The organism is Archangium violaceum (assembly GCF_016887565.1).
Classification (GTDB): domain Bacteria; phylum Myxococcota; class Myxococcia; order Myxococcales; family Myxococcaceae; genus Archangium; species Archangium violaceum_B.
Genome location: NZ_CP069396.1, coordinates 12,058,377 through 12,081,120, shown reverse-complemented (window position 1 = coordinate 12,081,120; position 22,744 = coordinate 12,058,377). Strand labels below are relative to the sequence as shown.

The window sequence follows — 22,744 nt, the reverse complement described above, 5'->3', positions numbered from 1 at the left end:
CTCGGAGTTGGGTTCAAGCTCTCCGGGTGTATGACTTAGTGGAGTAGGACCTCGGACCTCGTCTCGGCCATCGCTTGCACCTGCTGGATGAGCACCCGGTTGAACTTCTCAGGCTCCTCGAACTGCGGCGTGTGTCCCGAGTGCTCGAACCAGATGAGCGTCTTGCTCGGTGCCTCCATCTGCTCCAGGTAGCGCGCGGCGATCTCCGACGGCGTCACGTAGTCCTCTCGCCCAAGCAGGAACCAGACCGGCACCTCCAGTCTCGGCACTTGCGCCGCCAGGTCCAGCCCCGCCAGCTGCGGGTACACCAGTGGGAATGTGTCCCTCAGCCCCAGGAACAGGTGCACCTTGTCCCTCAGTGAGTACTCGGGCGCCTTCAGGATGGAGGAGAGCAGCTCGGGTACGATGCTCCGGCGGCCCGCATGCCGACTCGCGAGCGACATGAGCGTCATGTACCGCTTCGCCATGTCCGGGCCCGTGTAGGGCGGCGGACCGATGCTCGCCAGCTTCGCGAGCGCCTGGTTGTCGTCGTACCTCATCGCCAGCTCGTATGCGCGCAGGTGGCTGACGGTGTCGTTCTCCAGGAAGTTCACCTGCTGGCCCGTACCCACGTAGGCGTGGATTCGCTCGGGACGGCGCTGGGCCAGCAGCACCCCCAGGATGCTCCCCCACGAGTGGCCCACGAGGAACACCTTGTCCTGCGAGAAGCGGGTGGTCAGCAGCTCGAGCAGCTCGCTCGCGTCCGAGACGAACTGGTCCAGCGTGAGCGCGTCCCGGTCCTTCAACGCGGCGTATGATTTGGCCGCGCCGCGCTGGTCCCACTGCACCACCACGAAGTGCTCCTCCAGCTCCGCGTTGAAGTGGCGCACCCAGGCCATCTCCGAGCCCCCAGGGCCTCCCGACAGGAAGAGCAGCAGCGGGTTGTGGATGCTCCGCCCGCGCATCAACAGCCACTGGTCCACTCCCCCAAGTCGCACCGGCTCCAGCGACGCGATGCCGTCGGACAGGCCTCCGCCCCGTCCCTCCTGGATGGGCGGCGTGGTGCCCTGGCTGCTCCACAGCCGGGCGCCCAGGGCCATGAGTGGAAGCCCCACTCCCACCCCCGTGAGGATGCGTCGGGTCGAACGTTCCATGCCACTCCTCCTCGCACCCAAAGCTAGTCACGCGCCGCCACGTCCCATCCCGCTGTCGGCTTGCACCTCGGGCAGAAGGGCCAGCATGGAACCCGAGGGCCCGGCCGCTCGCACGCGAGGGCCCGTGCTACCTTTCCGGCGATGAGCGAGATGGACCGGAAGGGGGGCGCTTCGAGCGACTCGAGGGACCCGGCGGACGAGGGGCTTCAGGTCACCCGTCCTCATGGGACACGCCGGGGGATGGAGCCCTCCTCGGTGCGCCGCTTCCGCCTCACCGTCCTCGAGGGCCCCTCGCCCGGCACCGTCTGGGAGTCCGGCGCGGACCGCTGCTCCATCGGCTCGCACCCGCTCAACGACCTGGTGCTCGACGACGAGACGGTGTCGCGCTTCCACTGCGAGGTGCGCATCGGCACCGACGGCGCCCGCGTGAAGGACCTCGACAGCCTCAACGGCGTCGTCGTGGACGGCGTGCAGGTGCTCGAGTCCTTCCTGCGCGGCGGCAGCCTCCTGCGCCTCGGGCGCGCCACCGTGCGCTTCGACTTCAGCTCCGAGCGCAACAAGCTCCCCCTCTCCGACACCACCCGGCTCGGCAGCCTCGTGGGCACCTCGGCCGTCATGCGCGCCTGCTTCGCCCGCATGGAGCGCGCCGCCGGCACCGATGTCACCGTGCTCCTCGAGGGCGAGACGGGCACCGGCAAGAGCCAGGCCGCCCAGGCCATCCACCAGTCCAGCTCCCGCCGCGACAGGCCCTTCCTCATCGTCGACTGCGGCGCCATCCCCGCCAACCTCCTGGAGAGCGAGCTCTTCGGCCACGAGAAGGGCGCCTTCACCGGCGCCGCCTCCCGCCGCGTCGGCGCCTTCGAGGAGGCCCAGGGCGGCACCATCTTCCTCGACGAGATTGGTGAAATCCCCCTCGAGCTCCAGGCCAAGCTGCTGCGCGTGCTGGAGGAGCGGCAGATCCGCCGTTTGGGCTCCAACGTCCACGTGCCGGTGGACGTGCGCATCATCGCCGCCACCCACCGCGACCTGCGCGCCGAGGTGAACGCGGGCCGCTTCCGTTCGGATCTCTTCTTCCGGCTCGCCGTGGTGCGCATCTCCCTGCCCGCCCTGCGCGAGCGCCCCGAGGACATCCCCGTCATCGCCGAGCAGCTCCTCGCCGGCGCGGGCGCGGACCCGGAGCGGCTCGCGCCCCTGCGCACCCCCGAGTTCCTCTCCCGCCTTCAACAGTTCGCCTGGCCCGGCAACGTGCGCGAGCTGCGCAACTACCTCGAGCGCTGCCTCGTCTTCGAGGAGGCCATGCCCCTGAGCGAGGAGGACGGCCCCGCGTGGAACGTGCCCTCCACGCTCTCGGCGCTCCCCTACCCGGAGGCCCGGCGGCGCGCCATCGACGAGTTCGAGCGGCGCTACCTCCAGTCGCTCCTCGAGCGCCACCAGGGCAAGGTGGCCCAGGCCGCCGCCGAGGCGCAGATGGACCGCGTCTATTTCTACCGCCTCATGCGCCGGCACAACCTCAAGCCCTGAGCCGGGCAGGGGGCGACACCCGCCCCGAGGTTGGCTAGGCTGCTGGGGGAAGTTCGCAGCCAGGGGAGTCGTCGTGAGCATCCTGAGCGGTCCCGAGCGCCGTCGTTACCCCCGTCACCGCGTGCGTCTGCGCATCCAGTTCCTCCGCGGAGACGCGGAGGTGGCGGCGGAGATCTTCAACATCTCCCGCTCCGGCTGTCTCTTCGTCACGCCCGTGGCGATGCGGCCCGGCGAGCGCGTCGAGGTCCACCTGCCCTGGCTCGGACGCTCCCCGCAGACCTTCAGCGTGGTGCGCACCCGCCCGGTGGGCCCGTGGTTCGCCGTCGCCGCCGACTTCGAGCCCTACCTCATCGACGACGCGCCCCTGGTGGAGCTCGCCGGCCAGGACCCGGGGCCCCATGAGGACCCCGAGCAGCTCTTCTGAGCGCCGCTACCCGGCCTTGCGCGCCACCAGCAGGTGCAGGCAGCCGGTGTCCTCGGTCCGCACCTCCGCGCGCTCCACCCCGGGCAGCCCCTCCACCAACCGCAGCATGTCCTCGGGGTCGCGGTAGATGAGGTACCAGTCCAGCGCGCTCTCGGTGAAGTGGTGCATCGGGTTGTGCCCGTTGAAGTTGCCCAGCACCAGCAGCCCGCCCGGCGCAATCCCGTTCCACAGCTTCGTGGTGAGGCCCCGGGCGAAGCGCTCCGTGAGGTAGTCGTAGAGCCCGATGGAGTAGATGAAGTCCTGCGTGCCCGGCGCCAGCTCGCTGCGGTTGCGCAGCAGCTCCAGCACCGAGCCGCACCACAGCCGCAGCGCCTCGTGCCGCGTGGCCGGCAGCGCGCCCGCCCGCGTGAAGCTGGCCAGCGCCGCGTCCAGCGCGCCCTGGTCCTGGTCCAGCAACGTCACCCGCTCGAAGGAGACCTCTCGCGCCACCGCGGACAGCTCCGGCGCCGAGCCCGAGGCCACGTTCATCACCCGGCGCGCCCCTCGCGCGTGCTCCTCTCGCAGCAGCGCGCTCAGGATGTCCCGGCGGTTGCGCACCGCCTGGAAGCCCGGCAGCTCCAGCGCCCAGGCATCCATCCACCGCTCGAAGGGCGTCTCCCCGGCGGGCGTGTGCCGGTAGAGCGACTCCATCATCAGGAAGTCTCCCGCGTAGCCGCGAGGCTTCTCCCAGCAGCGCCGCAGCACCGCGCTCTTCCAGAAGCGCGGCCCGGCCTCGGCGCGGAAGCGGGCCTGCTCCGGCGAGGCGCGCGCCAGGCCCGGTGCCCCGGGCTTCCCCCCCGCCCACCACACGGCATGCAGGAGCTCCTCGAGCTGGAGCGTGTCCGACTCGTGGGGGGCGAGTCTGATGCGCTCGGAATTTTCCAGCGCCTCCAACCAGGACACCAGGTGGGAGAGCGCGGCCTCGAAGGAGGGGGGAGACTCGGAGGGAGAACGGCGGAGGGGGAGCGGATTCAAGAGGATGTACCCGGTCGAGTCCTTCACCTCCACCCTACCGTGGATGCAGGAGCGGCCCCAAGGGGGGGACCCTTGATTCCCAGGTTGTGTCAAAATTCCTCCCCCATGCCTTCTCCCGCCGTCGTCCAGGAACTCGAGCAGCGGATGGGGGCCGCCCCCGAGGGCGCCACCGTCCGCGGTCTCATCTTCAACGCCGTCTTCAAGCTGGTGGCCCAGCATCTCGGAGAAAAGACGTCGACGGAGCTGCGCGCCACCATCGCGAAGAAGCCCCTGGTGGACTTCTTCTCCTATCCGGTCCGCGACTTCCTCAAGGTGCTCTACGGCGCGGGCGAGCTGCTCTCTCCGCGCTACGGGTCCATCGATGACGCCATCCGAGCCTGTGGCGCGGCGGCGATCGGCGGATTCTTCCAGTCCAGCGTGGGCAAGACGCTCACCAACATCATCGGAAAGGGAGACCCCAAGCGGCTCCTGTCCAGCTCGCCCACCGCCTACGGCACCGCGGTGAGCTACGGCCAGCGGGAGTACACCGCGCTGGGCGAGCGCCGCGTGCGCCTGCACTTCCGCGGCGACATGCAGCCCGTGGAGTTCCACCAGGGCTTGTTGGAGGAGGCGCTCCGGGCCGTGGGCTGCCCCGGACGTGTGGAGGTCAAGAAGCTCGGCCTCGACGAGGCCGAGTACCTCATCGAGTGGTGAGTCCCTCCAGCACCTCGGGGGGGACGAAGACGCCGGGCCGTCCGGCGCCCCGCGTCCAGCCGCTCTCGCGCAGCAGCGGCCCGTCCACCACGCGCGGCGCGCCGGACGCGTCCGGTTCCACCACCGCCTCGGCCAGGTGCAGCGTGGCCTCGAGGTGGATGCCCGCGCCGGCCACGTGCCGCTCCAACTCCGGCCAGAGCGCGTCGAGCGCCTCCAGCACCTCGCGCCGCCGTGCCCGCGAGGCACTCGCGTCCGGGGGCAGGGGCGTGGCGGCCAGCAGGAAGTCCGCTCCCTCCACCATGAGGGCCAGCCCGCACCGGGACAGTCCCTCCCGCGCGGCGTCCAGCACCCGGTCCAGCGCATCGAGCGCGTCGTCGTCCGCGTCCTCGCCGGCCTCGGGACGGGCGCACAGGTAGAGGCCCAGGCCCCGTGTCCGGCCCCCCGGCCCCGCCGAGGGTTCGAGCGCGCGGCGCAGGTCCTCCATCAGCGCCGCCGTGTCCGGGTAGCGGTCCTCGGGGCGCTTGGCGAGGCAGCGCTTCACCACCGCGTCCAGCGCCGTGGGCACCGGGGCGAGGTGCGAGGGCGAGGGCGGTGGCGCGTGCAGGTGCAGCTCCTCCAGCTCGGCCTGACTGCCAGCGCTGAAGGGGAGCCGGCCGGTGAGCAGCTGGTGGAGCAGCACCCCGAGCCCGTACAGGTCCGTGCGCGCGTCCACCGGGGCTCCGAGAATCTGCTCGGGCGCCATCGCCACCGGCGTGCCCACCGTCACCCCGGTGCTCGTCAGCGCGAGGCTCCGGTGGCCCGGGTCCAACAGCTTGGCGATGCCGAAGTCCACCAGCGTCACGTGCGGCGCTCCTCCCGCCCCCGGACGCACCATCACGTTCTGCGCCTTGATGTCCCGGTGGACGATGCCGAGCGCGTGCGCGGCGCCCAGCGCGGCGGCCACCGGCTCCAGCACCCGGAGCGCCTCGCGGGGTGGGAAGGGGCCTCGCGCGGCCAGCTCCGCCTCCAGGTCCCTGCCCTCCAACCACTCCATCGCCAGCCAGGGCCGGCCATCGCGCAGCTCGCCCGACTCCAGCACCCGGACGATGTGCGGATGGGCGAGCTGCTCCAGCGTCCGGCACTCCTGCTCGAAGCGGCGCAGCGCGTTCTCGGACGAGGCGTACTGCGGCCTCATCACCTTGAGCGCCACGGACGCGCCGCTCCGCTCGTCTCGCGCCCGGTAGAGCACCGCCACCACGCCCCGGTGCCGCACCTCCTCGACGAGGAATCCCCCCACGCGCGCACCCGGCGCGAGCTCCTCGCCATAGAGCGGGCGCGGCGTGCTGCCTCCGGGGGCGGGTGGGTCGTGCGTCATGCGGCGACTCTACTGGGGGACGCCACTCAGGGTCTTGCAGGCGGAGCCCTCTCCCACCACGTCGCAGGGCTGGTTGAGCCAGGGCGTGATGACCTCCGAGCCCACCATCCCATCGGCGCCCACGCACTGGCCGTAGTCGCCGTAGCCGGTGGCGTTGTTCGTCTGGCAGCGGAGCACCTCGGGGTTCTTCGGCAGCGTGGCGTCGCAGCGGCCGAGGGGTTGGGCCACGCAGTTCTGCCCCGGCAGCGTGCAGAGCCGGGCGGTGGCGTAGGCCTGGGTGTCGCTCCAGCCAGGTCCCTGGCAGGCATACATCCTCGGGTAGATGGAGCCCGGCACCGGAGGCGGCTGCTTGCCGTGGGTGATTCCGCTCCCATCCACGTAGACCTTGACCCCGGAGGCCACCGCGCCCGGGCCAAAGATGGTGCCCCAGAAGGCGCCCTCCCGGACGGGGAACACGCTCGTCTCGGGCGCGGCATAGGTCGCGTACCAGGCCTGGATGTCCACCTCGCCCCAGGCCGTGCTGGAGTAGGGCGCCGTGAGCACGCTGAAGGTCGCGCTCGCGGGGCAGGTGAAGCTCACCGCGGGCAGGATGCCACCGCAGCTCCCCTCCGACTGGGCCAGCGCCGCGCTCCCATCACACGCGCCGAGCCCCTCGCACACCCGGAACACCATGTCCCCGGAGACCATCTTGCCGAGCGTCGGGCCGGGGCAGGCGTAGTCCCACGGAGTGCCGCCACCGCCCAGGTGCACGCGCTGTCCCACGGTGCAGCGGCCCACCTTGGCGAGCTGGAAGCCGCAGGCGCGGTTCACCCCGTACTGCTGCGTGCCGCAGCCGAGGGTGCTCGCGACGGGCTGGTGGGTGAGGCGCTGGTAGGCATCGGTGTTCACCGTGGGTTGGGGCGTGAAGACGGCGGGGGCATACCCGAGGTCCCCTCGCGCCGAGAACAGCACCCGGTAGCCCCACGCGTTGTTGCGCGCCAGGACGCAGGCAGACACCCAGCGCTGGCACTGCTCGGAGGCCGCGCCCGAGGCCCAGGCGGGACACAGCCCGAGCTCGCCCTTCCACTTGTAGTATCTGCCCGCCCGGTCGGTCCACGACAGGGTCTGTGACGGCTCGAGCGCGCACGCCACCACGTACTGCATGAACGCGCGGGCGCTGGAGTCCTCGAGCTGATCCCTCAGCACGCTGTCTCCCGTCCACAGCGCATAGATGTCGGCGCGCAGCGGTGCCTGCACCATCCTGGCGTTGGCCTCCGGGTTGGCCGAGAGCGCGTTGAAGCGCAAATCCCAGGTGTTCAGGCCGTTGCCCCAGCGCGTGGCTCCCGCCTCGCCCGCCCAGGTGAGCCCCATCAGGGCCATCGCCAGCAGCAGGCGGTGGAGGAACCGGGTCGTCATCAGGTCGTGCATCGATGCTCTCCTCATACCCGAGGCCCTCAGCAACTTCCGGGCCTTCCAGGAGTTTCCCGCGCCCTCTCCCGGGAGTGTCTCCGGCGCGCGTCCGGGGTGTGGACCGCCAGGTTACAGGCCCTCCCCGGTGTGGACGGCCAGGGCACACGCCGGGCTCAGCCGAGCCGGGACTCCAGCGTGGACAGCCGGGGCTTCCAGTGGAGGGCACCGGCGGACCGCTTCCACGCCTCGTCCCACCACGCCCTCGCCCGGGTGGACTGGCCGGACGCCAGGGCCGCTTCGATGGCGTGATGCAGGACCTCCAGCGCCTCGTCGTCCGTGGCGACTGGCGCGGACGCGTCGATGAGCTCCTGCCAGGCGGCGAGTTCCTCTTCCGGGACGGGGGGATGATCGGCTCGGGCCAGGAGCTTCCGGGTGAGCTCCATGTGCACGCGCATCATGGGACCCAGCTGCCCGGCGGGGACGCGGTGCTCCACCCAGGCGAGGCTCTCGTGCGCCAGGGTGGACTCGCCCAGCACGGCGGCGACACGGGCGACGAGCACCGCGTCCAGTGCCACCCGCGCGTCTCCGAAGAAGCGCTCCCCGAGCGCCAGCGCTCGCCGTGCGTAGGGCAGTGCCTCCGGGCTCCGGCCACTCCAGTGGTACACCTCCGCGAGGTTGTAGGAGGCCCACCGCTCCAGCTGCACGTGGCCCAGCTCGCGCGCCACCCGCACGGCCTCCCGCAGGTCCACCAGCGCCGGCTCCACGGACTGGAGTCTCAGCCACAGCTGCAGGCGGTTGAGGTGTGCCGTGCCCAGGTGCAGCAGGTCTCCCCGCGCCCGGCTCCGGGTGAGGGTCTCCTCGAAGCACGCGGCCGACTCGTCCACCCGCAGCAGGAACGCGAGAGCCACGCCGAGCACCAGCCGGCCGATGGCCTCCGACTCGAAGTCGTCCAGCCGCTCCGCCTCGGCGACGGCGGGGGCGAGCACGTCCACGGCCTCCCGCCACCGGCCCTCGCGCGCATGGTGCCGGCCCCGGGCCAGCGCGCACCGCAGCCGAAGCCGCGCATCCGCGAGCCGCTCCTCCCGCAGGAAGGCCTGCTCGGCGGCGCGCTGGGAGTCCTCCGGCCGTTCCAGCCAGTCGTGCAGCGTCGCCTCCACGAGCAGCAGGTCCACCACCGCCGCGTCGTCTCCCCGCGCATCCGCGAGCGCTCGCGCCGCGGCGAGGTCCTCGATGGCCTCGCTGAAGCGCTGGGTGCGGCTGCGCACGCGGCCTCGTCCTCCGAGGGCCCGCTCGCGCAGCGGGTGGGACTCCGGGAGGTGCGCGAGCGCGGCGCTGTAGGCCCGCTCCGCCTCCACGTCCCGGTGGGCGGCCCGAGCGCGCTCTCCGAGGGAGAGGAAGGCCCGGCTCGCGGTGCCATGCTCTCCGCAGGCGGCGGCGTGCTCGGCCAGTCGCAGCAGCCGGGGGGCGGGGATGTCGGGGGACTCGGGTGTCACGTCTCCTCCGGCCAGGAGGGCGTGGAGCGCGGCCCGGTGCAGGGCTCGGCGGAGGGGCGCCGGGGTGTCCGCCTTCAGCGCGTCTCGCAGCATGCGGTGGCGGAAGGTGTAGCGCCCGTCTCCCCGGGCCTCGAGCACCCCCGCGCGCGCGAGCCGCTCCAGGCCCGCGCCCGCGTCGAGCGCCGCCAGCTCCCGTTGCGGCTCCTCCGCCACGTCCAGCGCATGCTGGGCCGCCTCCACATCCTTTATATGGAGGGACTCGCCCAGCACGGCGCACAGCGAGGCCAGCAGACGCGAGGTGTGCGGCAGCGCGGAGCGGGCGCGGTGCACCACCCGCTCGAAGGGGGTGGTGATGGCCTCGCGCGGCAGCTCGTCCGGGGCGAGCACCCAGGTGCCACTCCGGGCCCCGGGCCGCACCGCGCCCGTCTCGCGCAGGGCGCGCACCAGCTCGACGAGCGCTAGCGGGTTGCCCTGGGTGAGGGACTCGAGGTGGGCGAGCACCGGCTCGGCGATGAACTCCACGGGCCGCAGCAGCTCGCGCAACAGGGCACGGGCGGCGGAGGAGGGAAGCGGTGTCACCGGGTGCAGGGTGGTGCGCGCGGCACGGTCGCCCAGGTGGGGCCGCGGGGCGCGGAGCTCCGGCGGCGCGGCGAGGCACACCCAGAGCGGCAGGGCCTCTCCGCCGAGGGTGGCTCGCTCCAGGGCGTCCAGACAGACGGCATCCGTCTGGTGTGCATCGTCGATGAGCAGCGCGAGGGGCCTCTCCCGGGCCAGTGTTCGGAGCCGCGTGGCGAGCCTCGCCGCCGCCTCCGCGCTCTCCGGGAGGGGAGCCGGAGGTGCCCCGAGCCCATCCAGCGTGCGCTCGAGCTGGACGGAGAGCGGCTCCTGGGTGGTGTCGGGAGCGGGGGCCCGCAGCGAGAGGAGGCGCACCGGCTCCGCCGCGAGGGCCTCGGTCAGGGCGGCCAGGAGCCGGCTCTTGCCCTGGCCCGGATCGCCCTCCAGGAGGGTGAGGCAGGGCACCCGTTCGGAGAGTGCCTGGCGGGCGGTGGTGGACAGCTCGGCCAGGAGCTCCTCACGGCCCACCAGGGGCGGCGGTGTCTCCCACGAGGCCTCGGTCGAATCGAGGGCACCGTGCTCCGCGAGCATGAAACGGCCGGGAGTCGAGGCGAGCACCTCGTGGGGCGCGAGGAGCGCGGCGGCCTCCGCCGTCAGTTGAACGGCGGGCCCGGAGCTGGCCGTCCACCACGACTCGGGCTTCTCGAGCGCCACGCCCGCCAGCCGCGTCCCCGAGCGTCCGGGACGTACCCGCAGCTCGGCCACGTGCAGCACCGCAGCGTGGACCAGCCCCGCGTTCAGCAGCGCGCGAGCGGCCCGGGCGGCGGCACGCAGGCCCACCCCGGGAGACGGGTGCTCATGGAAGGTGACGAGGCACGTCTCTCCCTGGAGCCTGCCCAGGGCTCCTCCCTCGGGGGCGACCCGGTCGAGCACCGCGCGGGCCGTGGCACGCAGCCCGACACCGAGGAGCGCGACGCGGCGGAGGCTGGAGGTGGACGGCGCGGCCGGCGGGGACACCGTGGGTGCGGGCGCGCGGGGCTCCGTTCCGCCTCGGGCGAGCACCTCCTCCACCGCGCGCAGGGCCCGGGCCAGCGCGGCTCCGTTCTCGAAGCGGGCCTGGGGCTCCTTGGCGAGACAGCGCAGCAGGAGCGCCTCCACCTCCGCGGGCACGGGGGCGAGCGAGGAGGGACGGGGAGGCCGCAGCGTGAGGTGTCCCCGCACCACCTCCGGGGCCTCGCCGATGAAGGGAGGCCGGCCGGTGAGCAGTTCGAAGAGGAGGACGCCCAGAGCGTAGACGTCCGCGCGGGCATCCACGTGGCGTGCGTCCTGGCACTGCTCGGGGGCCATGTAGTGCACGGTGCCGAGCCGCTGTCCCGCCCGCGTGAGGTCCGGGGACGGCCCTGCCTCGTCCATCCGGGCGAGGCCGAAGTCCAGGAGGGCCACCGTGCCGCCGGTGCGCAGGAAGACGTTCTCCGGCTTGAGGTCCCGGTGCACGAGCCCCGCGGCATGGACGCGTCCGAGCACCTCGCCCACCTGCCGCGTCAGCGCGAGCGCCTCCTCGGGGCGCGCGGCTCCGTTCCCGGGCTGGCGCGCCATCCACTCCGCCAGCGTCTCTCCTTCCAGCCGCTCCATGACGAGGAAGGGGCGGCCCTCCACCTCTCCGGACCCGAGGAGCGAGGGGACGTCCGGGGGGCCCAGGCGCCGCAGGGCCTCGGCTTCGCGCGCGAATCGCTCCCGGGTGCCGGGGCCGCCGAGCTTGAGCGCCACCATCCGGCCATCCTCACGATGGGCGGCGTACACCCGGCTCGCGCCGCCCGCTCCCAGCAGCGAGACGAGCACATGGCCTTCCGGGCACGGTGGGGAGGCCTCGTCCGGCGCGAGCGAGGGGCGCGGCTCGCACGGTCCATCGATGGGGCAGGCCGCGCCGGGAACGAGCCGGCGGTGACAGGTGGGACAGCGCATGGGGAGGGCGGGGAGCGCATTCTACCGCTCGATGCGCCCGCCGTATCCGCCCCGGCTACGGCTGTGTCCTGCCTGTCCACTCGCGGCCCCTGGCCTCCGAGACACTTCCCTCGGGACTTCCTCGTGGAACCCCGCCGCGAGGCGCTGGCACGGCGGGTGCTCTGGGTCCTTTCGGATTCCCACTGTCCCAGGAGCCTCACGATGAAGATCACGAAGACCCTGCCGTCGCTGCTGAGCGCCGTTGTCCTGGCCCTCGTCCTGTCCACCTCGGCCCAGGCCCAGACGAGCCAGCGCACGTTCGTCCACCGGACCACGACGGCGAACAAGAGCGGCCACATCACGTTCGTCAGCCACCCGAGCGTCCTGAGCGACCCGAACGCCATCATCCGGGTGACGCACAACTGGAACCCGCCGGGGATTCCGGCCACCTACCTCAACTGCATCGTCGGCGTGTATTACGCGGGTGGCTCCTGGGGCATCTTCAACCAGGACACCTCGTGCCAGATGCCCCTGGACGCGTCCTTCAACGTGGCGGTGGGCCAGGGCTTCGTGCACGACGTGACGACGGCCAACACCAGCGGCCACATCACGTACCTCAACCACCCGCTGACCAACGGCAACCCCTCGGCCCTGGTGACCGCGACGCACCTGTGGAAGGGCACCTACAACAAGAGCGACATCGGCGTCTGGTACGACAGCTTCCAGGGCAAGTGGGCCATCTTCAACGAGGACACCACGGTCGCGATGGCCACGGGCATGGCCTTCAGCGTGAACGTGCAGACGGCCAGCCGCTTCGCGTTCACCCTGGTGGTTCCGAGCACCACCGTGGGTCACACCGCGGTCATCGACCACGTGCTGCTCAACGGCAACCCCAACGCCATCATCACCCTGACCAAGAACTGGTCGGCGGCGTCCATCTACAACAACAGCCCCGCCAGCGTTTACTACGACGGCTCGAAGTGGCGCGTGTACTTCGATGACTTCAAGGCCATCGCGGGCATGGCCTTCAACGTGGAGATCCACTGACGCGGGCGCACGGGGCTCAGGAGGAAGCGGAGAACAGCAAAGCGAGCAGGCTCACCAGACTTTCTCCGGCGATGAGCCCCGAGGCCAGCGGCACCGTGGCCGCGTCCGCGAGGACGGGCCTCCAGCGGGCCAGGAGCGCTGCGGCCAACGAGCCCAGGAAGATGGACAGGGACACCGAGGCGGGCAGCGCGAAGGCGAGCCCCAGGGCGATGGGGGAGGGGACGAAGCGCCGCACCGGCTCGGGAGCGAAGCGCTCCAGGAGGACGAGCACCACGCCGGCGAGTCCTCCGATGAGCGCACCCCAGCGCGCCGCCTCGGAGAGACTTCCGAGCCCGGTGGAGAGCACGCGCGCCACGCCGGCCACGAAGAAGCCGGCGGGAGCGGGGAAGCGCGTCTCGGAGATGGCCGAGGTGTCCGGCACCAGCAGGAAGAAGACGGGGACGATGAGGGCCGAGCCGACGAGGCAGCCCCAGAGCTGGGCGAGGAAGGTCTGCCGGGGAGGGACTCCGAGCAGGTACCCTGCCTTCACATCGGTGAGCAGATCCGCGCTGGAGGACGCGATGTTGCCGGAGAGGCTGGAGGCCATGGCGTTGGCCACGGTGTTGCCCGGCAGGAGCACCCCGAAGACGAGCTGGGCCAGCTGACCGAGCGGACCGGTGGGGGTGATGTCCGTCTCACCCGTGGCGCGGCACGCCACGGCGGCGAGCGCGAAGGAGAGCAGCACGCCCAGCACGCCGAGAGGCCAGGGAATCTCGAAGGTCACCGTGCCCACGGCCACGAGCCCCAGCGAGAGCACCGCGGTCGCGGCGAGGAACCACGAGCGGGGAACCTCCGCCGCATCGGGCTGTGAGTCCCCGGACGGGCGCGAGCCGAACAATGCTCCGAGCGTGCGGCGCAAGAGCCCGCGCTGGAGCGCCAGGTGCGTGAAGGAGGCGCTCGTCACCAGGGCGGCGCCCGGCCACATGCTCCACTCGAGCACCCCGAAGAACCCCGGCTGGGCGATCATCCCGCGCCCGAGCAGCCAGGGCGCGAGAGCGCCGAAGCACACGAGCGAGCCGAGCAGCAGAGAAGTCCCGACCCGCAGCCCCACGAGCGCACCGGTGCCCAGCGGAACGAGCGTGAGGTCGAGGGCGAAGGACAGACTCTCCAGCGGCACACCGAGCAGGGCGCCCGGCAACGCGAGCGCTGCGGGGAGCCACTGGAGCCCATCACGAGCGAACGCCAGGAGTCCCGCCCCGAGCGCCCCGGCGCCGAGTGCCCGTGCGCCGCGCCGGCCCGACTCATCTCCGGCGTGGAGCGAGCGCGCCACGGAGGCGGCGGCGAGACCGGAGGGGAAGGGCAGGGGCTCGCGGCGGATGAAGGCGCGCTGCAGGGGCAGGGCGAGGACGACGCCGAGCGCGGAGCCGAGCAGGGTCCACAGCAGGAGGGCCCAGAGGGGAGGGTGGTGGCCGGAGAGCAGCAGGTAGCCGACGCTCGCGGTGACGATGGTGCCACCGGTGGAGTAGCCGGCGGAGGAGGCGGCGGACTGCATGGCGCTCGTCTCCTGGAGGCTGAGCCTGGGCCCGAAGAGGGAGGAGCTCAGCTTCATGAGAGCGCCCTGCGCCCCGAGTCCGACGACGCAGGCGATGAGGGCGGCCGGGAAGGCGAGGCCGGTCTTCAATCCCACGTAGAGGTTGGACAGGCACATGAGCGCGCCGATGAGGCTGCCGAGTGCCAGAGCACGCAACGACAGGGCCGAGGAAACGGCTCCGGCTGGGGGTGTACCCGCTTCGGTGGCGACGGGAGTCGCCTCGACCTCGTCTCTGGCTGTGCCCGACGGCATGAGGGCCAGGATACTCCGGGAGGGGCTCCGGCTCCGATGGGGCGCCTCCGCGAGTGGCGCGAGCTCCTCTACGCTGGCGCGACTGGTCGCTGCCTCTCCTGACGGGCAGGGTAGAGGTGATGAACGTGGGCGGGTCTTCGACGTAAACCTCCAATGCAGTTGAAGGCCCGTTCGGGCTCGCTGTCCCGGCCCTGTCCCGGCGCGCCGGGCCGCGGTAGGTCCAGGCGCGGGAGGTCGATTCAATCGACAGCCGGCAGCAGCGCCTCATCGCGGAAGCACCTGGTCACGTGGTCGATCAACGCGCTGACGGGCGGGGGCAGGCCCCGGCGGGCGGTGAAGACGAGATGGACCGTCCCATCCGGTGCATGCCAGTCCGGGAACACCCTGACGAGCTGGCCGGACTTCAATTCGGGCCCGCAGGAGTGGTCGGGCAGCAGGGCTATGCCCAGCCCCGAGAGCGCCGCTTCCCTCAGCGCGCCGAAATCTCCGCAGGCCATCCGTGGCTCATGGTGGAGGGAGATCGTCCGCTGCTCGGGTCCGACGAGCTCCCAGACGTCCTGGCCCGCTTGTTCGGTCGCGCTCAGCGTCGGGTGCGAGGTGAGCGTCGCGACCTCGGTCGTGTCGCCCAGGCGTTTCGCCAGGGCGGGGCTCGCGACGAGGATGCGCCGGCTCCTCGTGAGCGTGCGCAGGGTGAGCTCCGCGTCGGTGTCGAGCGTGGTGCGCACCCGGAGCGCCACGTCGATCCGCTCGTTGATGAGATCCACCCGCCGGTTGGTGGCCACCACCTGCAGGTTCACCCGGGGATGGCGCTCCAGGAAGTCGGCCAGCACGCGCGCCAGGGGCTCCATCAGGCCGAGGGGACAGCTGAACCTGACCGGACCGTGGGGCTCGCCCTGGGTCGCGGCCGCGACCGCCTCGGCCCGCTTCACCTCCGTCATCACATTCCGGCAGTGCTCGTAGAACGCCTGTCCGACGTCGGTGACGCGGAAGCGACGCGAGGACCGTTCGATCAGCCGTACTCCCAACTGCTCCTCCAGCCGTGCCACCCGGCGGCTGAGCTTCGATTTGGGTTGCCGCAGTGCCCGGCCAGCCGGTGCGAAACCGCCGTTCGCCACGACCTCCGTGAAGAAGAACAAGTCGTTCAGGTCCTGCATCGTGGCCTCATCGTTCCATTTCCAGAACGCAGGGTGCCAGATTCGTCCTCTACCGGCGACATCGTTCCAATTTTAAGTCTCCTCTCAGCGACGAACTGATTCGCCGCACGACATGGAGCAGCGCGATGAGCAACAGACTTCAGGGCAAGGTGGCGGTCGTGACCGGTGGGACCTCGGGAATCGGCCTGGCGACGGCGAAGCGGTTCGCGGCGGAGGGCGCATGGGTCTTCATCACGGGCCGCCGGCAGGCCGAGCTCGACGCCGCGGTGAAGGAGATCGGCGCCAACGCCACGGGGGTCCAGGGTGACGTGTCGAACCTCGCGGACATCGACCGCCTCTACGAAGCGGTGCGGCAGAAGCAGGACCGGATCGACATCCTCTTCGCCAACGCCGGCGGCGGCGAGTTCTCGCCCCTCGGCGCCATCACCGAGGAGCATTTCGACAAGACCTTCACCATCAACGTGAAGGGCACCCTGTTCACCGTGCAGAAGGCGTTGCCGCTGCTGCGCGACGGCGCATCGGTCATCCTCACCGGCTCGACGGCGGCGACCAAGGCCTCCTCGGCGTTCAGCGTCTACGGCGCGACCAAGGCCGCCATCCGGAGCTTCGCCCGCAACTGGATGCTCGAGCTGAAGGACCGCCGCATCCGCGTCAATACCCTCAGCCCTGGTCCCATCAAGACTCCCGGCCTGCATGGCCTCGGTAAGACCGAGGAGGAGGCGCGGCAGATCCTGGACTTCCTGGCGCGCTCCGTTCCGATGAACCGGCTGGGCGATCCCGACGAGGTCGCCAGGGCCGCCGTGTTCCTCGCCGCGGACGACAGCAGCTTCGTCAACGGCATCGAGCTCTTCGTCGACGGAGGCATGGTGCAGATTTGAGGTGGCGCGCGCCTTCGTAGAAGCCGAGTGGGTAGAAGGTGGAGGCGACCCTGGCCGAGCCGCTCACGCAGAAGCCGTTCGTCAGCACGGACAGGCCGGATCCGGTCCGTCCTCGGTCCAGGTGCCCATGGCAGCGGGGGCTTCCTGTTCCGGCACTTCCGACCGCCGCCTCCCTGGGACTGGCACGCGCTTCACTCCTCCGAGGCTTGGAGTGCCGTGAAGACCGAGGCGATGGAGCGAGCCCAGCGCGCGCTGGACGCACTGGGCCAGCATGTCTCGGTGCTCTCGCGCCCCTCCATCGCCCGGAGTGGCTGGTCGGCGGCGGACATGTGGCTCATCACCGCGGAGCACTGCGTGCGGGAGAGCCACGCAACCGGGGCAAGCCCACATGAACCCGTGCCTTCAGGCCCGGCCGCGCGGCGCCCGCCGGGCCGGGGGCAGACTCGAGCTACTGGATGGTGACGCCGCAACGGTACGAGTCGGTGGTCAGATCGCCCCAGTCCGTGGCGGTGACCAGGTTGAAAGCCTCGCCGAGGTAGCCGCGCGCATAGACCTGAACGCCGATCGGGTCGAGCAGGTTCCCCAGGGCACAGGTGGTACAACCACCGTAATTCGCAGATTAAGCGGTTGATCGGTTCTGAGCAAATCTGGAACTGCCTCGAACGTGTGGAGCGAGGATCCAAAGAGCCACGCATCCTCTGGTTTCGGAGTATGAGGAAGCCAGAGCCTCTCCAACCAGACGTCGGACTCCGTGTACTGGTCGCTCGAGCTGGAGGGGCTGAAGGGAGTGACGGCCCGGCAGTAGGAGGGCTGGGTCACCCCGCATGAGAGCCAGTCGATCGCTCTCGACATCGACCTCTCCTCGGTGGAGCCCGGCGCGCTCCTCGACCAGGTCGTCACCCTGAAGGTGGGCGGATACTTCGGGTCTTCTTCGGTGTCGATCAGCACCAGGGCCCGCTGTTTCAGCGGCTCGTTTAGCGAGCGATCTCCATCAAGCCGGTCCTCAAGGCCGTCGACCAGTCGCGCCGGTCCCTCGCCTCGGCCAGGCGTGCCGCGCGTTCCCAGTCATAGACCACGCTGAGCAATTCGGTTGCCCAACCCGCGGGTGTGCGCTCGATGAGGGCGTAGCGGGCGTGCGGGGAGCCGACTTCAATCTTGTGCGGGTGGGGAAGCTCGTCTTCGTAGGCCTGGAGACCGACGCTGCCCGGATTGACGATGGTGCGACCGTCTCGCAGACGCACGACGCGGGGCATGTGTGTGTGTCCACAGAGGATGAGCGAAGCCGTGCAATCACCAGCCCGCTCCTCGACGAGCGCCGCCGGTGCTGGCTCGCAGCCCGACGGAGTGAGCTGCTCCAGGAAATAGGTCACATCGTCGCCGGGCGTGCCGTGACAGAGGAACACCGCATCGGAGAGCCACAGCGTCGGCGGCAGACTGACCACCCAGTCGAGCTGGTCGGGCCGGAGCGACTGCGCGGCGTGGCGATCCGATGGACCCATGCGCCCGAGGTCGGGCTCGAGGAGTTGCCGTTCATGGTTGCCGCGGATCGTCGGCAGCTCCAGGCGCATCAGCAGGTCCGCGGTTTCGCTCGGTTGGAGCGGGCCCGACACGATGTCCCCGAGATTGACGATCACATCGGCGCCGCGCCGGTCGATATCGGCCAGCACCGCCTTGAGGGCCTCCAGGTTGCCATGGATGTCGGAGATGGCAGCGATCTTCATCGCCGGGAGATTAGCAGTCGCTTCGTGGGCCTGGCTCGCATGCAGGTCATGACCCATGACACCACAACGGGGGAATCCACGAGCCAGGCGGCTTTCGCGGACGGACATGTGCTGATTGGACTCCAGGGCTGGCGGGAGGAGAGCCGCGCGCATCTGGCTCGCGGGGGCGGCTTCTTCCCGTTCGAGGTGTTCCTCGGACCGGACGGTGCGCCGAGGTTCCCGCCACGTGTCCTTCGGCCCCTCGTCGCCGCGGCCGCCTCGCCCCTGGCCCCACTCGTGGGGGCGGGCGCGGGTGCGGTGACGGCTCCCAAGGGAGCAGCGAGTGGCTGCAGCCCTGGGGCGACCGCCGCCAGGAACTGGTCCGGGCCGGTGGAGCGGGGAGCACGGCCTGCTGGACCTCGCTCATGGAACTCTCGAGTGCCCACGGTCGTTCAAGAGGGTCATCTCCCGGAGGAAGCCCATGGTGTTCACCCTTGGATTGATCGCCCTGCTCGCGGCCACTCCCGCTGAGCCTGTCGAGATCGAGGTCTTCGTTCCGTTGTGCGACGGTGCTCAGCTCGACTGCGGTCGGGGGAAAGCCGGGGACCCGCGTTCCCTGGAGGCAAATCTCTATTGGGGAGCCGCCTTTGGTGCGGAGCGGTTCCTGTCCCGCGCTCCAGGCTTCCGGGTTCGAAGCCGGCGCGACGGCCCTCCTGTCTCCGGGGTACTGCGCGAGCTCGTCATCGAGCGGGCGGCCGCGAAGGGAGAGCGGCTTGTCCGGCTTTCGCTCCGGGCCTACGCCGGAGATCGGATCGATGACGCCCTGGAAGACTTCCTGCGCGCGGCCGCTGGCGGGAGCTCGGCGGACCTCGTGGTCTGGGCCGGGCACGACCGGCTCATGGACCGAGCTCCACCCGAAATTCGAGCCCTCTCGGGTGCCACACCGAAGCCCGTCGCGGTGCTGGCCTGCATGAGCGAGCAGTACTTCGGGCCGGTGCTGCAGTCCCTCGGGGCTCGGCCGGTCGTGCTCACCCGGACCATGATGGCACCGGAGGCCTACCTCCTCGAGGCGCTGGCGGCAACGGTCGCGAGGCATGGGCCCACCGAGGCGGGACTCCTTCGCACCGCGCTGGTGGACGCCTATGCCCGCTATCAGCGCATCACGCCCCGAGCCGCGGGCACGGTCTTCTCCAGGCTCCCCACGTCAACGTCATCCCGCTGAATCCCATCGTAGGATTCGCCCGTATCCTTTATGGAGCATCGGAAGGATTGAAGGCCTGGTGAGAGGTGGCGGACTGGAGAGGAGGGGCTGAGGAGGGCCGCTGACGGGGGCCAGTCGAGCAGTGCGCCAGGCGGGTGGAGAAGCCGCGCAGCCGCTTGGGGTACACGCCGGCCCTGGCCGCCCTCCCAGGAGGTGCGCGGCAGGGAAGGGCTGACACGTCAACCAGAGGAGCTGACGTGTCAACTGACCGCGCTCCACAGTGGCACTCCGTAACCCTCGGCCTATTTTCCGACCCGTCCTCGACTGAGCCACGCGCGGAAGTCGCACTCATTTACGCGGTGTCGGCGCGCGCACTGCCGCTGACTCAACAGATGCGACGAACATGGCACATGCCTTGCTCGGCCCCTCTCCGAATCTGATTCTCGCAAGGGCGCCGCATTCCCGACGAACACGGCGCCCTGGCCAGGTTCAACCTGGAGGATGCTTCGATGGTAAGGATGCAGAAAGTGTGGCTGGCCGTCCTGGTGGCGGCCGTGGCCGGGGGCATCGGTGCCGCAGCGCTCCCGAGCGCAGCACTCGCCGCGGGGAAGTGCGATGGCAAGGCGAAGCCCTGTCCGCTCCAGCAGTTCATGCGCGACAACGCAGGGACGCCCATGGCACAAGGCGACCTCGCCGCGATTGTGAAGTCGATGGAGAAGATAGAAAAGGCCGGCGGTCCCAACATGACGATGTGGGCCAGGTATGCCAAGAAGACGGCCGACGACGCCAAGGCCAACAAGACGGACGACGTGAAGGCCGACTGCAAAGCGTGCCACGACGCCTACAAGAGTGCCTATATCAACAACGTGACTCTCCGGAACAAGCCGCTCCCGTAAGCAGCTGGGGTTGGAGGGCGTCGTAGACGTGGTCCATGAAGGCGCGAATGCGGCTGTTGTTGCGAAGCTCGGGCAGCGTCAGCACCCAGAGATCGCGCGCCTCGTCGGAAAGGCGGGCCCCCACGCGCACCAGCCCTGGATCGGCGTCGCCGTCGAAGCACGCCAGGAAGGTGACGCCCATGCCGGCGGAGAGCGCGCGCCGGCGGACCGCGAAGTCGTCGGAACGCAGCGACACCTTGGCCCCCGGTGCGTTCCGGGCCAGCCAGTCATCGAGCCAACGCCCATCGGAGCGCTCGTCCGAATGGAGCCACGGGAAGTCCGCGAGGGTGGCACCGGGACCCACCCGCTCGACGAGTGAACGCGCGGCGTAGGCCTCGAACTGCAATCGACCGATGCGGCGGCCCACCAGGCCATCCGCCGGATTGTTGTCCAGACGCAGCGCCACATCGGCCTCGCGGCGAATGAGCGAGACCTGCTCATGGGTCACGCCGAGGGTCACCTCCACTCCCGGATAGCGCTGGATGAAGCTGGAAAACACCTCGGGAAAACCCGCGAACACGAAGTCCACCGTCGAGACCCGCAGCCGCCCGCGGAGCTCGGCGTCGCGGCCCAGAAGCCGCCCCTCGGCAAGGTGGATCTCCGCCTCCAGGCGCACCGCGGTCTCGGCCAGCTCGTCGCCGGCAGCCGTGGCTGCGAAGCCCTCTTCGGTGCGGTCGAAGAGCCGGACGCCCAGCCGCTCCTCGGCCTCCTTCAGGCGCCGCCCGACGGTAGTCCGAGACACCCCGAGGACGGCGGCGGTGCCGGACAGCGTCTTCTCGCGGTGGATCGCCAGCACGTAGCGAAGGTCGTCCCAGTCCATGCGCACATTTTTGCACGCAGGTGTCCCGAAAACATCCGTTGGGCGCCTGTTTTCGCACGGGTAGGGTGATGTTCGCCCACCAGGAGCAATGCATGACGCTCGAAGCAACCCACCGAAGAACAGAAATATTGGTCGCTTCCCTGTTTTTGATCACGGCCTTTGGCAGCGTCGCCGGCAGCACGCTCTTGGACTCCGTCGTCGATACGCCTGATTATCTGACCACGGTTTCTTCCAGGAGCGCCTCCGTGGTCAGCGGAGTGCTCCTCTGGCTGCTCAATGACATTGGCATTGTCTTCATCGGGCTTCTCATGTTTCCACTCCTCAGGAAGCACGATGAGAGCATGGCCCTCGGGTACGTGGGCATGCGGATGTTGGAGTGCGTCTTCCTGGTCATTGGCGTCGTCTGCGCCTTGTTGCTCATCCCGCTGAGCCAGGAGTACATCAGCTCGGGCGCGGCGGATGCCGCCCATTATCAAACGGCGGGCTTGTTGCTCAAACAGGCCAAATATCTGTGTTTGACGCCCATGATGTTGCTTTTCCTGGGTCTTGGTGGCGTCATTCTTGCCAGCTTGCTGTGGAAGTCCCGGCTCGTTCCACGGCCCGTTTCCGCGGTCGGTGTCGTTGGGTACGCCATGTTGTTGCCAATGGCCATACTTCCTTTGTTGGGTGTTATCGATACCTCGCCGAGCGGTCGAGGAGCGATTCTCGCCATTCCGGTCATGGTTTTCGAGATCATCCTGATGCCGATATGGCTGTTGGCAAAAGGCTTCAACCCATCGGCGTTCGAAGCCAGGCAAGCCACCCGCTCCTGAACGCCGTCCGGCACCAGCGTTCAGGGCGACGGCCGAGGGGGCTGCATGGGAGCCGCCGGCGAGGAGCGGGCGCTCTCAGGTGGGGGCGGGACGCGAGGCAGATGCAGGGTGAAGCAGGAGCCCTTGTCAGCGGCCCTTCTCGCTCCCCCCTGCACCAGCCCGGCGCAAGGGCAAATCCCGCACCGTCCGGCGGGTCTCCTCGGTGAAGTGAGCGAAGAGCTGGAGCGCCTTCCTCGTCAATTCGGGTCCGGCGAGCTCCGGGCTTCCGGTGCCGAAAGGAGGCTGGGCGGTGTACTCCATGCTCAGCTCGCTGAGCTTCGCGACCTCCTCCCCACGTAGCTTCTCCAGCACTCGCAGGCCACAATCGAATCCGCCAGTGGCCGGTCCCGAGGTGTAGCGGTTCCTGTCGATCACCACGTTCTCCCTCGTGGGAATCGCCCCGAAGTGAGGCAGGAGATCCATGACGTGGAAATTGCTCGTGGCCCGGTATCCCTCGAGCAGGCCCGCGGCACCCAGGACGAGCGAGCCACTGCAGACACCGACGAGGTAGCCCGCGCGGCTGCCCCGATCCTTCAAGAACGCGAGCGTCTCTTCATCGCGCAGGATCTCGTTGGGGCAGGCCCCGACGCACAGGACGTCGAAGTCCTTGGGGCTCTCCCTGAAAGTGGTGGTGGCGTGCACGGGGAAGCGTGGAATGGCCTCGATCAATTCCTTGTCCTTCCACAGCAGGTGCACCTCGGTATCGGGGATGAAGCCAAACACCGAGTGGATTCCAATGGTATCCACGATGGCGAAGCCCGGACACACGAGGATTCCCACCTGAAGCTTCTTCGACTGTTGAGACATCTGGGGACCATG

The 22,744-nt window shown here is 70.1% G+C and carries 19 protein-coding genes and 1 pseudogene; 9 read left to right on the top strand and 11 right to left on the bottom strand.

Annotation, left to right across the window (positions count from 1 at the left end):
- Nucleotides 1–35: 35 nt before the first annotated feature.
- A complete protein-coding gene (locus JRI60_RS48190; protein ID WP_204222817.1) occupies nucleotides 36–1,133 on the bottom strand; it encodes an alpha/beta fold hydrolase in 1,098 nt (365 codons plus the stop codon).
- A 141-nt stretch (nucleotides 1,134–1,274) separates the two neighbouring features.
- On the opposite strand from JRI60_RS48190, the gene JRI60_RS48185 reads away from it, so the two are divergent.
- Both JRI60_RS48185 and JRI60_RS48180 read left to right on the top strand, forming a co-directional pair.
- Nucleotides 1,275–2,654: a sigma 54-interacting transcriptional regulator gene (locus JRI60_RS48185; protein ID WP_204222816.1), complete on the top strand. Its 1,380-nt coding sequence runs from the start codon at nucleotides 1,275–1,277 to the stop codon at nucleotides 2,652–2,654.
- A gap of 73 nt (nucleotides 2,655–2,727) precedes the next feature.
- Entirely contained in the window at nucleotides 2,728–3,078 is a 351-nt protein-coding gene (locus JRI60_RS48180; RefSeq protein WP_239470172.1) for a PilZ domain-containing protein, read from the top strand.
- Between the two features lie 6 nt (nucleotides 3,079–3,084).
- Here the strand turns inward: JRI60_RS48180 and JRI60_RS48175 are convergent, their stop codons facing one another.
- The gene (locus JRI60_RS48175; protein WP_239470171.1) at nucleotides 3,085–4,119 is read right to left on the bottom strand and encodes a class I SAM-dependent methyltransferase; all 1,035 of its coding nucleotides are present in this window, start codon (nucleotides 4,117–4,119) and stop codon (nucleotides 3,085–3,087) included.
- A 78-nt stretch (nucleotides 4,120–4,197) separates the two neighbouring features.
- Between JRI60_RS48175 and JRI60_RS48170 the strand changes: the two genes are divergently transcribed.
- Nucleotides 4,198–4,785, top strand: a complete 588-nt coding sequence (locus JRI60_RS48170; protein ID WP_239470170.1) for a DUF2378 family protein — start codon at nucleotides 4,198–4,200, stop codon at nucleotides 4,783–4,785.
- Here the strand turns inward: JRI60_RS48170 and JRI60_RS48165 are convergent.
- The 3 genes from JRI60_RS48165 to JRI60_RS54105 form a co-directional block, all read right to left on the bottom strand.
- A complete protein-coding gene (locus JRI60_RS48165; protein ID WP_204222815.1) occupies nucleotides 4,772–6,139 on the bottom strand; it encodes a serine/threonine-protein kinase in 1,368 nt (455 codons plus the stop codon). The two genes, JRI60_RS48170 and JRI60_RS48165, sit on opposite strands and share 14 nt — an antisense overlap.
- A 9-nt stretch (nucleotides 6,140–6,148) precedes the next feature.
- Nucleotides 6,149–7,546, bottom strand: a complete 1,398-nt coding sequence (locus JRI60_RS48160; protein WP_204222814.1) for a hypothetical protein — start codon at nucleotides 7,544–7,546, stop codon at nucleotides 6,149–6,151.
- 155 nt (nucleotides 7,547–7,701) lie between these two features.
- Nucleotides 7,702–9,234 (bottom strand): hypothetical protein, encoded by a 1,533-nt coding sequence (locus JRI60_RS54105; RefSeq protein WP_239470169.1) that lies wholly within the window; start codon nucleotides 9,232–9,234, stop codon nucleotides 7,702–7,704.
- 9 nt (nucleotides 9,235–9,243) lie between these two features.
- Here JRI60_RS54105 and JRI60_RS54100 point away from each other — a divergent pair, with 9 nt between their 5' ends.
- The gene (locus JRI60_RS54100) at nucleotides 9,244–9,483 is read left to right on the top strand and encodes a hypothetical protein (RefSeq protein ID WP_239470168.1); all 240 of its coding nucleotides are present in this window, start codon (nucleotides 9,244–9,246) and stop codon (nucleotides 9,481–9,483) included.
- Nucleotides 9,484–9,711: 228 nt separating this feature from the next.
- On the opposite strand, the pseudogene JRI60_RS55275 reads toward JRI60_RS54100, so the two are convergent.
- Nucleotides 9,712–11,538, bottom strand: a pseudogene (locus JRI60_RS55275) (protein kinase domain-containing protein); the annotation flags it as partial.
- 201 nt (nucleotides 11,539–11,739) lie between these two features.
- On the opposite strand from JRI60_RS55275, the gene JRI60_RS55270 reads away from it, so the two are divergent.
- Nucleotides 11,740–12,564, top strand: coding sequence for a DUF7452 domain-containing protein (locus JRI60_RS55270; protein WP_204222812.1), 825 nt, complete (start codon nucleotides 11,740–11,742; stop codon nucleotides 12,562–12,564).
- A gap of 16 nt (nucleotides 12,565–12,580) precedes the next feature.
- Here JRI60_RS55270 and JRI60_RS48145 read toward each other — a convergent pair whose 3' ends face one another.
- Together JRI60_RS48145 and JRI60_RS48140 are read right to left on the bottom strand one after the other, a co-directional pair.
- Nucleotides 12,581–14,290 (bottom strand): OPT family oligopeptide transporter, encoded by a 1,710-nt coding sequence (locus JRI60_RS48145; protein ID WP_204222811.1) that lies wholly within the window; start codon nucleotides 14,288–14,290, stop codon nucleotides 12,581–12,583.
- Nucleotides 14,291–14,625: 335 nt separating this feature from the next.
- On the bottom strand, nucleotides 14,626–15,540 hold the full coding sequence (locus tag JRI60_RS48140; protein ID WP_204222810.1) for a LysR substrate-binding domain-containing protein: 915 nt from the start codon (nucleotides 15,538–15,540) through the stop codon (nucleotides 14,626–14,628).
- Between the two features lie 125 nt (nucleotides 15,541–15,665).
- Between JRI60_RS48140 and JRI60_RS48135 the strand changes: the two genes are divergently transcribed.
- Entirely contained in the window at nucleotides 15,666–16,418 is a 753-nt protein-coding gene (locus tag JRI60_RS48135) for an SDR family NAD(P)-dependent oxidoreductase (RefSeq protein ID WP_204222809.1), read from the top strand.
- A 974-nt stretch (nucleotides 16,419–17,392) separates the two neighbouring features.
- Here JRI60_RS48135 and JRI60_RS48130 read toward each other — a convergent pair.
- The gene (locus tag JRI60_RS48130) at nucleotides 17,393–18,139 is read right to left on the bottom strand and encodes a metallophosphoesterase family protein (protein ID WP_204222808.1); all 747 of its coding nucleotides are present in this window, start codon (nucleotides 18,137–18,139) and stop codon (nucleotides 17,393–17,395) included.
- Between the two features lie 460 nt (nucleotides 18,140–18,599).
- Between JRI60_RS48130 and JRI60_RS48125 the strand changes: the two genes are divergently transcribed.
- Together JRI60_RS48125 and JRI60_RS48120 are read left to right on the top strand one after the other, a co-directional pair.
- A complete protein-coding gene (locus tag JRI60_RS48125; RefSeq protein WP_239470166.1) occupies nucleotides 18,600–19,340 on the top strand; it encodes a hypothetical protein in 741 nt (246 codons plus the stop codon).
- 488 nt (nucleotides 19,341–19,828) lie between these two features.
- A complete protein-coding gene (locus JRI60_RS48120) occupies nucleotides 19,829–20,215 on the top strand; it encodes a hypothetical protein (RefSeq protein WP_204222807.1) in 387 nt (128 codons plus the stop codon).
- On the opposite strand, the gene JRI60_RS48115 is transcribed toward JRI60_RS48120, so the two are convergent.
- Complete coding sequence (locus JRI60_RS48115; protein ID WP_204222806.1) at nucleotides 20,178–21,074, bottom strand: LysR family transcriptional regulator; 897 nt, start codon at nucleotides 21,072–21,074, stop codon at nucleotides 20,178–20,180. The two genes, JRI60_RS48120 and JRI60_RS48115, sit on opposite strands and share 38 nt — an antisense overlap.
- A gap of 92 nt (nucleotides 21,075–21,166) precedes the next feature.
- Between JRI60_RS48115 and JRI60_RS48110 the strand changes: the two genes are divergently transcribed.
- Nucleotides 21,167–21,886, top strand: a complete 720-nt coding sequence (locus JRI60_RS48110) for a DUF4386 domain-containing protein (RefSeq protein WP_204222805.1) — start codon at nucleotides 21,167–21,169, stop codon at nucleotides 21,884–21,886.
- Between the two features lie 126 nt (nucleotides 21,887–22,012).
- Here JRI60_RS48110 and JRI60_RS48105 read toward each other — a convergent pair whose 3' ends face one another.
- A complete protein-coding gene (locus tag JRI60_RS48105; protein WP_239470165.1) occupies nucleotides 22,013–22,732 on the bottom strand; it encodes a DJ-1/PfpI family protein in 720 nt (239 codons plus the stop codon).
- Nucleotides 22,733–22,744: the final 12 nt, after the last annotated feature.